Annotated in this window: 8 protein-coding genes; all 8 read right to left on the bottom strand. The window is 35.7% G+C overall.

The window, feature by feature from the left end:
- Position 1: 1 nt before the first annotated feature.
- The 8 genes from rplC to rpoB all read right to left on the bottom strand — a co-directional run bounded on the left by rplC (position 2) and on the right by rpoB (position 13,419).
- Positions 2–622, bottom strand: a complete 621-nt coding sequence (rplC, locus tag NTX22_13605; protein ID MCX6151558.1) for a 50S ribosomal protein L3 — start codon at positions 620–622, stop codon at positions 2–4.
- 13 nt (positions 623–635) lie between these two features.
- Positions 636–944, bottom strand: a complete 309-nt coding sequence (gene rpsJ / locus NTX22_13600; protein MCX6151557.1) for a 30S ribosomal protein S10 — start codon at positions 942–944, stop codon at positions 636–638.
- A gap of 61 nt (positions 945–1,005) precedes the next feature.
- A complete protein-coding gene (gene tuf / locus NTX22_13595) occupies positions 1,006–2,214 on the bottom strand; it encodes an elongation factor Tu (protein MCX6151556.1) in 1,209 nt (402 codons plus the stop codon).
- Positions 2,215–2,252: 38 nt separating this feature from the next.
- A complete protein-coding gene (gene fusA / locus NTX22_13590; protein ID MCX6151555.1) occupies positions 2,253–4,352 on the bottom strand; it encodes an elongation factor G in 2,100 nt (699 codons plus the stop codon).
- 26 nt (positions 4,353–4,378) lie between these two features.
- Positions 4,379–4,846, bottom strand: coding sequence for a 30S ribosomal protein S7 (gene rpsG / locus NTX22_13585; protein MCX6151554.1), 468 nt, complete (start codon positions 4,844–4,846; stop codon positions 4,379–4,381).
- 3 nt (positions 4,847–4,849) lie between these two features.
- Positions 4,850–5,227: a 30S ribosomal protein S12 gene (gene rpsL / locus NTX22_13580; protein MCX6151553.1), complete on the bottom strand. Its 378-nt coding sequence runs from the start codon at positions 5,225–5,227 to the stop codon at positions 4,850–4,852.
- 116 nt (positions 5,228–5,343) lie between these two features.
- Positions 5,344–9,624, bottom strand: a complete 4,281-nt coding sequence (gene rpoC / locus NTX22_13575) for a DNA-directed RNA polymerase subunit beta' (protein MCX6151552.1) — start codon at positions 9,622–9,624, stop codon at positions 5,344–5,346.
- A 39-nt stretch (positions 9,625–9,663) separates the two neighbouring features.
- Entirely contained in the window at positions 9,664–13,419 is a 3,756-nt protein-coding gene (rpoB, locus tag NTX22_13570; protein MCX6151551.1) for a DNA-directed RNA polymerase subunit beta, read from the bottom strand.
- Positions 13,420–13,522 lie beyond the last annotated feature (103 nt).

Genomic DNA, 13,522 nt, shown 5'->3' with positions numbered 1-13,522 from the left:
TTTACTTGTTAATTTCAACTATTGAATTTATGGATCCAGGAACTGATCCTTTTACCATAATTATATTTTTTTCTGCAATCACTTTAATTACTTTAAGATGTCTTATTGTAACCTGGTCATAACCCATTCTACCAGCCATTCTTTGTCCTTTAAATACTCTTGAAGGATAAGAACTGGAACCGATAGAACCAGGTGCGCGTAATCTATCACTTTGGCCGTGAGTTGTACCACCAACGCCACCAAAGTTGTGTCTTCTCATTACACCCTGGAATCCTTTTCCTTTTGTTTTGCCAGTTACTTTTACAAACTCACCTTCAGTAAAAAGTTCAACATTAATACTGTCACCAATTTTGTAATTGTTAACATCAAAATTTTTAAATTCTTTTATAGAAGCTGTGGGTGTAACTCCACTTTTCTTAAATTGACCCAACACTGGTTTGGAAATATTTTTTACTTTTCTGGTTCCGAAGCCTAATAGTAAAGCCTCGTAACCATCATTTTCTTTGTTTATTATTCTAACTACAGGACAAGGACCAGCTTGAATAATAGTGACCGGAACAAGCGTTCCATCTGAAGCAAAAAAGTTACTCATTCCCAGTTTTTTACCAATCAATCCAGGCATTTTTTCAAAATCCTTATAACTTTATCTCTATATCAACACCCGCCGGAATTTCCAATTTACTAAGGGAATCGACGGTTTTGTTATTAGAGTTATGAATATCAATTATTCTTTTATGTGCTCTAATTTCGAATTGTTCTCTCGACTTTTTATCGACGTGAGGTGAACGAAGGACTGTATAAATAGTTTTTTTAGTTGGAAGAGGAATTGGACCAGAAACAACAGCTCCAGTACTCTTTACAGTCTTAATTATCTTTTCAGTCGATTTATCAATAAGAATATGATCGTACGATTTTAATTTTATTCTTATTTTCTGTCCAGCCACGTTTTCTACTCCTATAAAAATTTTTCCCGAAAGTATTTAATCCTTTCGGGAATAAAATCATTTATGATATAATCTTGGTTACAACACCAGATCCAACTGTTCTACCACCTTCTCGAATAGCAAAGCGAAGTTTTTCTTCCATTGCAATTTCAGAAATCAACTCAACTTTTAATTTTACATTATCACCAGGCATAACCATCTCGGTTCCTTCTGGTAATGTTGCAACTCCGGTAACGTCAGTTGTTCTAAAATAAAATTGTGGTCTGTATCCGTTAAAAAATGGTGTGTGTCTTCCACCTTCTTCTTTTGAAAGAATATAAACTTCACCTTCAAAAACTTTATGAGGAGTGATGCTTCCGGTTTTAGCTAAAACCATTCCTCTTTCAATTTCATTTTTATCAATACCTCTTAAAAGAATTCCAGCATTATCACCAGCCATTGCTGCATCTAATTCTTTCCTAAACATTTCAATACCGGTAACAACTGTTTTCTTATGAACACCAAGTCCAATCAATTCAACTTCTTCCTGAATTTTAACTTGTCCTCTTTCAACTCTACCTGTAGCAACAGTACCACGACCAGTGATTGAAAAAACATCTTCAACTGGCATTAAGAAAGGTTTATCTACACTTCTTTCTGGAAGCGGAATATAATTATCAACTGCCTCCATAAGTTCCCAAATACATGTAAATCTTGGGTCGTCCATCTTTGTGGTTAGATCTGTACCAGCTTCTAAAGCATGAAGCGCAGATCCTTTAATAATCGGAATTTCAAGACCCGGGAATTCATATTTAGTCAACAAATCTCGCAACTCTTCTTCAACCAATTCAATTAATTCAGGATCATCAACTGCGTCAACTTTATTTAAGAATACAACCATTTTTGGAACACCCACCTGACGAGCTAAAAGAATATGTTCCCTGGTTTGAGGCATTGGACCATCAGTAGCAGCAACGACAAGAATTGCACCATCCATTTGTGCAGCACCAGTGATCATGTTTTTAACATAATCTGCGTGACCAGGACAATCTACGTGAGCGTAGTGTCTATTAGCTGTTGAGTATTCAACGTGAGCTGTTGCAATAGTAATACCTCTTTCTCTTTCTTCCGGAGCATTATCAATGCTATCAAATGTTCTGATTGCTGATAAGCCCTTTCTGCTAAGCGCCATAGTGATGGCAGCCGTTAATGTGGTTTTACCATGATCTACGTGACCAATAGTTCCTACGTTAACGTGAGGTTTACTCCTATCAAATTTTTCTTTTGCCATCGAGTTCTCCTTGTAATTTTATTTACTTTTCTCTTTTATTAATTGGTTGTAACTGATCTTCTTACTTGTGTTTTTTCTGCAATCTCATCCGCTATACTTTTTGGTACTTCATGATAATGTGAAAATTGCATTGAATAAATCGCTCTTCCTTGAGTCATTGATCTTAAAATTGTTGCATAACCAAACATTTCTGAAAGCGGAACGGTTGCTTTAATAACCTGAGCATCTTTTCGGGCAGCAAAGCCTTCAATTTTTCCTCTGCGGGAATTTAGATCGCCCATTACATCGCCTAAATAATCTTCAGGTGTAATAACTTCTACAGCCATAATGGGTTCAAGTAAAACTGGTTTCGCTTTTTTCGCACCTTCTCTGAATGCCATAGATCCGGCAACTTTAAAGGAAATTTCATCTGAATCAACATCGTGATAAGAACCATCATATAATTTTGCTTTAATATCAACAACAGGAAATCCAGCAATAACTCCATTTCTCATTGATTCCTGAATACCAGCAGAAACTGGAGTAATATATTCTTTAGGAACTACACCACCAACAATTGCATTTGTAAATTCATAACCTTTACCAGGTTCATTAGGACTAAGTTCAATCCAGACGTGACCGTATTTTCCACGTCCACCTGATTGTTTAATAAATTTACCTTCTACGTTAACAGTTGCAGTAATTGATTCTCTGTAAGCCACCTGTGGTTTACCAACATTTGCTTCAACTTTAAACTCGCGTTTCATTCTATCAACAAGAATTTCCAAATGAAGTTCGCCCATTCCACTAATTAATGTCTGTCCTGTTTCATCATCAACTTTTACTTTAAAAGTGGGATCTTCATCAGATAATTTTGCTAAAGCTTCTGATAGTTTATCCTGATCAGCTTTAGTTTTCGGTTCAATTGCAATTTGAATAACTGGCTCTGGAAATATCATCTTTTCCATAATTATTGGATCATCTTCATTGCATAATGTATCACCAGTCTTTGTATATTTCAATCCAACAATTGCTGCAATATCACCAGCAATAATTTCATCAACATCCTGTCTATGGTTGGCGTGCATTTTAAGAATTCTACCAACTCTTTCTTTTCTTCCTGATACTGAGTTATAAACATATGAGCCAGCATTACAGGTGCCGCTATAAACTCTAACGTAAGTTAACTTACCAACAAATGGATCAGACATAATCTTAAAAGCTAATCCAGTAAACTCTTCATCCTCATTTACCTTTCTAACAACAACATCCTTTGTATCAGGATGATGTGCTTGAATATCTCCAACATCAATTGGGGAAGGTAAAAATTCAATAACAGCGTCTAACAATCTTTGCACACCTTTATTTTTAAAGGATGATCCACAAAGAACCGGGATAATTTTTGCCTGAATAGTTGCTTGTCTTAACACTTTAATAATTTCATTTTCCGAAATATTTTTACCTTCTAAATATTTTTCCAGCAGAGTATCATCCACGTCAGAAACAGCCTCGAGCATTAAGGTTCTATATTTATTAGCAATCTCTTTTAAACTTTGAGGAATCGGAATTTCATCGTGAGTGGCACCATAGGTTTCTTCGTGATACATAAGTGCTTTGAAGGAAATAAGATCAATAATTCCAACAAACAGATCACCTTCACCAATTGGTAATGTAACAGGTACAGCATTAGCGCCTAATCTATCTTTCATCATTTCAACAGCGTGAAAAAAATCTGCACCAACGCGATCCATCTTGTTTACAAAAGCAATTCTGGGAACGCTATATTTATCAGCTTGCCGCCATACAGTTTCTGATTGTGGTTCAACACCGCCAACTGCACAGAACAGAGCAATAGCACCATCAAGAACTCTTAAAGACCTTTCAACTTCTACAGTAAAATCAACATGCCCAGGCGTATCAATTATATTTATTTGATAATCATTCCAAAAACAAGTAGTTGCTGCACTCGTAATTGTAATTCCACGTTCTTTTTCCTGTTCCATCCAATCCATTGTAGCAGCACCATCGTGTACTTCACCCATCCTGTGAGTTTTTCCTGTGTAGAACAGAATTCTCTCAGTAGTAGTGGTTTTACCCGCATCTATGTGCGCCATAATCCCAATATTTCTAACTTTATCTATACTTACTCTTTCGTGCATACTAAATACTTATTTCCCTTTCTCCATTACCACTTGAAATGAGCAAATGCTTTATTTGCTTCTGCCATTTTATGAGTATCATCTTTCTTCTTAATTGACGAACCTTCTCCATTTGAAGCTGAAATCAATTCTGAGGCAAGTTTAGCTGCCATGGATTTTTCATTTCTAGCCCGTGCGTAGGTTTTAATCCAACGATAAGCTAACGCCAACCGTCTTTCTGGTCTAACTTCCATTGGAACTTGATAGGTTGCACCACCAACTCTTCTACTTCTTACTTCAACATAAGGTTGAACATTATTTATCGCTCTATTAAATACATCCATTGCTGCTTTTTTAGTGCGTTCTTCAATAATTTCAAATCCTTCATAAACAACACGACGTGCGGCATTTTTTTTGCCTTCGTACATTATTGCATTGATAAACTTTGCCAGATTTAAATCATTATATTTTGGATCAGGCTTTATATACCTTTTTTCGGCTCTTCTTTTTCTCATATTTTATTTTGCTTTTGGTTTTTTAGCTCCGTACTTAGAACGAGCTTTTTTACGATCTTCAACACCGCTTGTATCTAAAGTACCACGAATTATATGATAACGAACACCTGGTAAGTCTTTTACTCTACCACCTCTGATTAATACTATTGAGTGTTCCTGCAAATTATGTCCTTCGCCAGGAATATAAGCAGTAACTTCAATTCCATTTGTTAACCTAACTCTTGCAACTTTTCGTAAAGCTGAATTTGGTTTTTTAGGTGTCGTTGTATAAACTCTAGTACAAACTCCTCGTTTTTGAGGGCAAGCCTCAAGAGCAGGAGCTTTGTTTTTCGATAAAATCCTAATACGCCCTTTTCGAACTAACTGATTTATTGTGGGCACTAAAAATCCTCCTAAAACTCAATTTTAAAAAATTTTAGACGACAAATATATTTATATTAACCTATATTGTCAAGCAACTGTCGCCTTTATTAATCATTTAAATGATATTATTTATTTTATACTACTACTTCCTTTATTTCCTCAGTTTGTTCAGCTTCTTTTACCACTTCCTCTCCTTTAAGCAGGATGTTTCTGTACTTCTTTAATCCAGTGCCGGCCGGAATTTGATGACCCATAACAACGTTTTCCTTTAAGCCAATCAGATAATCTGTTTTGGCTTCAATTGAGGCATTTGTTAATACTTTGGTTGTTTCCTGGAATGAAGCAGCAGAAAGGAAACTATCTGTCGAAAGTGCAGCTTGGGTAATTCCTAATAAAACATGTTCAAATGTTGCAGCTTCCGCATCTCTTGCTTCGATCAATTTCTTACTTTTTCGTTGTAATTCGATGTTTAATTCTCTGAATTTATTCCTGGTTAAAAGTTGCCCGGTTTTGAATTTGGATCCTCCTGGATCAGTAATATAAACCATCGTTTTAATTTTATCATTTTCAGTGTTAAATTCAATTCTATCAACGTAATCTTCTTCAATAAATCTTGTATCACCAGATGACACAACTTTTAGTTTTTGTAACATCTGTCTAACGATAATTTCAATGTGTTTATCATTTATTTTAACACCTTGTAAACGATAAACATCCTGTATTTCATTTACTAAGTATTCTTGAACAGCATTAGTTCCTTTAATTTTAAGAATATCATGTGGATCGATTGGTCCATCGGTGATTTTTTCACCTACAGGAATTTCATCACTTTCTTGAACGAGAATATGTTTACCGTAAGGAACGGAATATACTTTTTCGTAAGAACCATCTGGAGCAATAATTATAATTTCCCTAGAGCCTTTTTTCCTTGCTCCGAACTTAACCATTCCTTCTATTTCTGCTACTATGGCAGGATCATGCGGACTTCTTGCTTCAAATAATTCTGTTACACGGGGTAACCCACCTGTAATATCTCTGGTCTTTGTAGTTTGTTTAGATATTTTTGCAAGGATTGTTCCAGCTTGAACTACTTCTCCTTCTTCAACAGAGATGTATGCCCTATTGGGAATGTTAAATATCTTTTTACCTTCTTCAAAATCTTTTGCATGTGATTTATGCGAGCCAGTCTTTTCTTCAACCGGTGTAATCAATATACTCGGAGTTAATGTTTTATCTTTAGATTCAATAACAACTTTTTGCACGTGACCAGTCTGTTCATCTGTTACTTGCTGCATGGTTACACCATCAACTAAATCCACAAAGGTAACTTTGCCCGCAATATCTGTTAGAATTACTGAGTTATATGGATCGTGATTGAAAAGAGGAATTCCTTTTTTGATTGCTTGTCCATCATTTACAATTAACTCAGATCCATAAGGAACATCAAACTTCTTTATTTGCCTATTATCTTTATCCGTAATATTTATTGAACCACGTCTTCCTATTACAACTTTAGTTTTTCCAAAAAAATCAGTTCTTTCAACAAAATTAACTTTTTCGTAGCTAACCTTTCCTTCAACATTTGTTTCTACTTGGGACTGACTTGCAATACGTGACGAAGTACCTCCAAGGTGAAATGTTCTTAATGTAAGCTGCGTACCAGGTTCACCGATTGATTGTGCAGCTATAATACCAGTTGCCTCACCAATTTCTACCAGTTTTCCAGTTGTTAAATTTCTACCATAACATTTTGCACAAACACCGCGTTTAGATTCGCAAGTTAAAACTGTACGAATATAAACTGATTCAATATTTGCGTCTTCAATTTTTTCAGCGATACCTTCATTAATCAATTGACCAGCTTCAACAATCATTTCATCGGTGCGTGGATCGTAAACATCTTCTTGCGCTACACGACCGGTTATTCTTTCTGATAATGGTTCACGTTCTTGTTCTACGTCCTTTAAAGCTGTTACTGCAACACCACGGATGGTACCACAATCTATTTCTGAAATAATTACATCCTGCGCAACATCGCAAAGTCTTCTGGTAAGATAACCAGCATCAGCTGTTTTAAGAGCAGTATCAGCTAATCCTTTACGTGCACCGTGAGTTGAGATAAAATATTCCAGTACTGATAATCCTTCTCTAAAATTTGCGACGATTGGATTCTCAATAATTTCACCAGATTGACCAGTTAAACTTTTTTGCGGTTTCATCATTAATCCACGCATACCAGCCAATTGACGAACCTGTTCCTGCGAACCTCTTGCACCAGAATCAACCATCATATGAAGAGAATTAAAGCCAAGTTGATCAGTTTTCAATTTTTCCATCAAAGATTTTGCAACGTTATTTGTTGTATGAGTCCAAACGTCGATAATCTTATTGTATCTTTCAGCATCCGTAATAACACCTTGTTCATGTTCGTTTAGAATTGCACCAACCTTTTTATTGGAATCATCAATCAATTTAATTTTTTCTTCCGGCACAATCATATCTGAAAAGCTTACAGAAATTCCTGCTGCAGTTGCATATCTAAATCCTAAATCTTTCAAATCATCTAGGAATTTAGCAGTAACTTTGTTTCCAAGTTTGATGAACAATTTGTATATGAATCCACTAAATATTTTCTTTATCAGCAACTCGTTTAAGAAACCCATTTCCTTTGGAACAATTTGATTAAAAATTACTCTACCCGTTGTGGTGTCGATAATTTTCCCATCAAATTTAACTTTTATTTTTGCATGAAGATCCACTGCTTTTGAGTTATAAGCGATTAAAACTTCCTCTGGTGAACTGAATCTTAAACCTTCACCATAAGCTCCTTCCTTAACTTTTGTAAGGTAGTAGCATCCTAAAACGATATCTTGAGTTGGGATAACAATAGGATTTCCATTTTGTGGTGAAAGAATATTATGGCTGCTTAACATCAATAATGATGCTTCAAGCTGTGCTTCATAAGAAAGTGGTACGTGCACTGCCATTTGATCTCCATCGAAATCGGCATTGAATGCAGTACAAACCATTGGATGAAGTTGAATTGCTTTTCCATCGATCAATATTGGCTGGAACGCCTGAATGCCTAACCTGTGCAACGTTGGAGCACGGTTCAACATGATCGGATGTCCTTCAATTATGTTTTCAAGAATTCCCCATATTAACGGATCTTTTCTATCAACAACTTTTCTTGCACTCTTAACAGTTTTATTATGTCCTCTCTCGATCAATTTTCTAATGATAAAAGGTTTGAATAATTCCACTGCCATATCCTTTGGTAAACCACATTGATGCAGTTTTAACTCGGGACCAACGACGATTACAGAACGACCGGAATAATCAACTCTTTTTCCTAATAAGTTCTGGCGGAATCGTCCTTGCTTACCTTTAAGCATATCGCTTAACGATTTTAGCGGACGGTTGCTATCACTTCTTACTGCGTTTCCTCTTCTTGAATTATCGAAGAGTGCATCAACTGCTTCCTGAAGCATTCGTTTTTCATTACGAAGAATTACTTCCGGTGCTTTTATATCAATTAATCTTTTTAATCTGTTATTACGAATAATCACTCTTCTGTAAAGATCATTCAAATCACTTGTTGCAAACCTTCCACCTTCAAGCGGAACTAATGGTCTTAGTTCTGGAGGAATTACCGGAACTACACTTAATACCATCCATTCCGGTTTATTCATCGGTTTAATATCATCTTCTCTAAAAGCTTCTAGAACTCGTAAACGTTTTAAAAGATCAGCTTTCTTTTGCTGTGAAGTTTCTACTTTGGATTGTTCTCTTAATTGATGAAATAGTGTTTCAACATCGGATCTCTTTAGCAATTCTCTAACGGCTTCACCACCAATTTTAGCAACAAATTTTTTGGGGTCGTTCTCGTCTAATTTTTCATTGCCGGCAGGAAGGGAATAAAGAATTTCAAAATATTGATCTTCTGAAATCAAATCTTTTGCGCTTAATCCTGTAGGACCTGGATTAATTACAACATAAGATTCGTAGTATATAATTTTTTCCAACTCTTTAGTTGTCATTCCAATTATATTACCAATCTTAGACGGTAGAGAACGGAAGAACCAAATATGTACAACCGGAACTGCAAGGGCAATATGCCCCATCCTTTCGCGGCGTACTGCTTTCTGAGTAACTTCAACTCCGCATCTATCGCAAACAATTCCTTTGTAACGGATTCTTTTATATTTACCGCAATGGCATTCCCAATCTTTAATCGGACCAAAAATTTTCTCGCAAAACAAACCATCTTTTTCTGGTCTGAATGAACGATAATTGATAGTTTCTGGTTTTGTAACTTCACCGTGTGAGCGAGACAAAATATCATCGGGACTGGCTAAACCAATAGTAATTGTTTCTATTGTCTTCGCTGCATTTTCTTGCATTCTATATGGCATTATTAAATCTCCTTTCTAGTGAAAATAAATCTGATGTAACTAATTAATTTTAATATCAAGGCCAAGACCCTGCATTTCTTTAATTAGCACATTAAAGGCTTCAGGAACATTTGGATTCTGAAGATTTTCACCTTTCACAATCGCTTCATATGCTTTTGCTCTTCCTGCAACATCATCGCTTTTAATCGTTAATATTTCTTGTAGGATATGGGCAGCACCGTAACCTTCAAGCGCCCAAACTTCCATTTCACCAAATCGCTGACCACCAAACTGAGCTTTTCCACCAAGCGGCTGTTGAGTAATAAGCGAGTATGGTCCAATCGAACGAGCATGAATTTTATCGTCAACCATATGTCCAAGCTTCATCATGTAGATATACCCGCAAGTAACTTTCTGGTGAAATTTTTCACCGCTTCGTCCGTCGTACATTGTTGTTTTGCTGCCACTTTCCAATCCAGCCTGGGCTAAGTAGTCTTCAATATCTTCAACACGGGCGCCATCAAAAATTGGTGTGGTAAATCTAACACCCAATCTTTTACCAACCCAGCCGAGAGCGGTTTCATAAAGCTGTCCAAGGTTCATACGGGATGGTACACCAAGAGGATTTAGAACAATATCTACCGGAGTTCCGTCTTCCAGGTAAGGCATATCCTCCGCTGGTACAACTTTAGCGACAACACCTTTATTACCATGTCTACCAGCCATTTTATCGCCAACAGAAAGTTTTCGTTTTTTTGCAACGTAAACTTTTGCTAATTGAACAATTCCTGGTGGTAGTTCATCTCCACTCTGGATTTTAATCTTTTCTTTTTTATATTCTTCTTCAATATCAGAAAGTACATTGAAATAGTTTTCGTAGAGTTTTTTTATTAAGGAATTTGATTTTTTGGCTTCAAACCAATCAAATGTATAATCTAATTTTGTTACATCTTCCATTTCGGCAAATGTTTTTTCTTTGATCGTTGAGCCGCTTCTTAAAGCAATATGCCCATCTAAATCTTTTATTCCAGATGCTGTTTGTCCAAGACAAATTTTCGTTAACTTCTCAATCAATTTTTGATAATGTTCTGCAGTATCTTTCTTGTAATTATTTTCAAGAACTTCCAGTTGTTTCTTTTCAATTTTTTTAGATTCGGATTCTTTTTTCTTACGACTAAAGAGCCTTGTTTTAATTACTGTACCTTTTAAACCCGGCGTTGCTTTTAGAGAAGCATCTTTTACATCACCTGCTTTATCACCAAAGATAGCTTTAAGCAATTTTTCTTCCGGAGTAGGATCTGTTTCTCCCTTTGGAGTAATTTTACCAATTAAAATATCACCTTCTTTTACTTCAGCACCAACTCTAATAATTCCATATTCATCTAAATTTTTTGTTGCTTCTTCACTTACGTTTGGAATATCTCTTGTTAATTCTTCTTCACCGCGTTTTGTTTCTCTAACCTGCAATTCAAATTCTTCAATATGAATAGAGGTGAAAACATCTTCTTTAACAACACGTTCGCTTATAACAATAGCATCTTCAAAGTTATAACCACGCCATGGCATAAATGCTACAAGAATATTTCTTCCTAAAGCAAGCTCACCTTTGTCAACGGCAGCACCGTCTGCAATTGCTTCCCCTTTTTTTACTTTTTGTTTTTCTTTAACAATTGGTTTATGATTTATTGAAGTTTCCTGGTTAGTACCAGCAAATTTTGTAAGTTTATATACAACTCTTCGTTCATCATCAAAACTGGTTAATGCTTCCGGGCTATTTGGATTAAGATCATATTTAACAATAATTCTTTCAGCATCAACATATTCTATAACACCATCTTCTTCGGCAACTATAACTGCTCTTGAATCTTTTGCAACTTTACCTTCTAATCCAGTTCCAACAATAGGAGCTTCAGGAGATAAAAGCGGTACTGCCTGGCGCTGCATATTCGAACCCATCAAGGCACGGTTAGCATCGTCATGCTCAAGGAATGGAATTAAAGCAGCCGCCGCACTTACAATCTGTGCTGGAGCTACATCCATATACTGAAGCTGACTTGGCAGAACAACTGGAAAGTCACCTTTACTTCTACACTTTATCCTTTCACTTAAAAACTTACCTTGTTCATCTATTGCTGCATTTGCCTGAGCAATAGTAAAATTGTCTTCCTGATCTGCACTTAAATACTCTACGTCCATAGATACTTTATTATTAATCACCTTTCTGTAAGGTGTTTCTAAAAATCCATAACGATTTACTCTTGAGTAGATAGTTAATGAAGAAATCAGACCAATATTTGGACCTTCTGGAGTTTCAATCGGACATAATCTGCCATAATGAGAATGGTGAACATCTCTAACTTCGAAACCTGCCCGCTCACGTGTTAAACCGCCAGGTCCTAATGCAGAGATTCTTCGTTTGTGTGTTAGCTCTGCCAATGGATTTGTTTGATCCATAAATTGAGATAATTGATTCGTTCCAAAGAAAGCATTAATAACACTACTGATTGTTCTGGCATTCACTAAATCCTGTGGTTGGAAATTCTCTGAGTCGCGCATATTCATTCTTTCTTTTATTGTACGCGCCATTCTTGCCAAACCAACATTATATTGCTGGGCTAACTGTTCACCAACAGTTCTAACTCTTCTGTTTCCTAAGTGGTCAATATCATCTATAGAAAAATTTCCATTTTTCAATTTCATAATATGGCGCATAATTGCAATAATATCATCAACAGTTAGAACAGTAACATTGGATGGAATTTTCAAATTCAATTTATCATTCATTCTAAAACGTCCAACCTCACCTAGATCGTATCGCTTGTCATTAAAGAATAGTTTTTCAATCAATCCTGCCGCTGTTTCAACATCCGGAGCTTCGCCAGAACGTAACTGACGATATATTGCAAATAATGCTTCTTCTTTTGTACGCGCTGGATCTTTCTTTAACGTATTTAATATAAGATCATGATCTGGACTTGTTTCATTACTAATTAATTTAACTGTTTTTATACTTGATTCTTTAAGTCTTTCAACATCTTCTTCTGTAAGTGAATTATCTTTTGTTAAGAAAATTTCACCTGTTGTCATATCAAATACATCTTCTGCAACAATTCTACCCACAAAACTTTCGTTTACTTTTTTTACTTCAACGTTATCAATCAGGTTAAAAAGATTTAAAATTTGTTCATCAGTTGTAAAGTCGAGTGCACGAAGAAGTGTAGTTGAAGGAAATTTTTTACGTCGATCTATATAAACGTATAAAATATTATTAATGTCTGTTGCAAACTCAACCCAGGAACCTCTGAATGGAATTATACGTGCTGAGTAAATTGGTGTTCCATTAGGATGTACCGTTTGAGAAAACGCAACACCTGGGGACCGGTGCAATTGTGTAACAACTACTCTTTCTGCGCCGTTAATAATAAACGTACCGTAGTTTGTCATAAAAGGTAAGTTACCTAAATAAACTTCCTGTTCTACAGAATTTACAAACTCGTTTGTTTCCGGATCTTTTGCAGAAAGACGTAACTTAGCTTTGAGTGGAGCAGAGAAAGTTAATCCTCTTTCTTCACATTCTTCAATAGAGTAACGTGGTTTCTCTACGTAATACTCGTTAAAATCCAAGCGATAAAATTCTTTATTATCAAGGATTGGAAAGTTAGCAAGGAATACTTGCTGTAATCCTTGGTTCAATCTTTTTGAAGGTGGGGTTTTAATCTGCAAAAAATCTTCAAAAGATTGTAATTGAATGTCCAATAAATCGGGCACATCAATCGTAGAAGGAATACGTGAGAATGAAATTCTTTTATTATCCAATCTTGCCTCCATTATATTTTCCTTTCTTCTACGTTAATTACAAAAAAGATAGAAAAGTGACTTAGCGGAATTTTCCACAAGTCACTTTTCAAAAACTGATAAT

It is taken from the genome of Ignavibacteriales bacterium, assembly GCA_026390815.1.
Taxonomy (GTDB): domain Bacteria; phylum Bacteroidota; class Ignavibacteria; order Ignavibacteriales; family SURF-24; genus JAPLFH01.
Note: the sequence above shows the minus strand (reverse complement) of the source record. Positions and strands in the feature narration are given on the sequence as shown.

Excerpts from the sequence above, each read along its gene's own strand:
- rplC (MCX6151558.1), bottom strand. The coding sequence starts at position 622 with ATGCCTGGATTGATTGGTAAAAAACTGGGAATGAGTAACTTTTTTGCT.
- tuf (MCX6151556.1), bottom strand. The coding sequence starts at position 2,214 with ATGGCAAAAGAAAAATTTGATAGGAGTAAACCTCACGTTAACGTAGGA.
- fusA (MCX6151555.1), bottom strand. The coding sequence starts at position 4,352 with ATGCACGAAAGAGTAAGTATAGATAAAGTTAGAAATATTGGGATTATG.
- rpsG (MCX6151554.1), bottom strand. The coding sequence starts at position 4,846 with ATGAGAAAAAGAAGAGCCGAAAAAAGGTATATAAAGCCTGATCCAAAA.
- rpoC (MCX6151552.1), bottom strand. The coding sequence starts at position 9,624 with ATGCCATATAGAATGCAAGAAAATGCAGCGAAGACAATAGAAACAATT.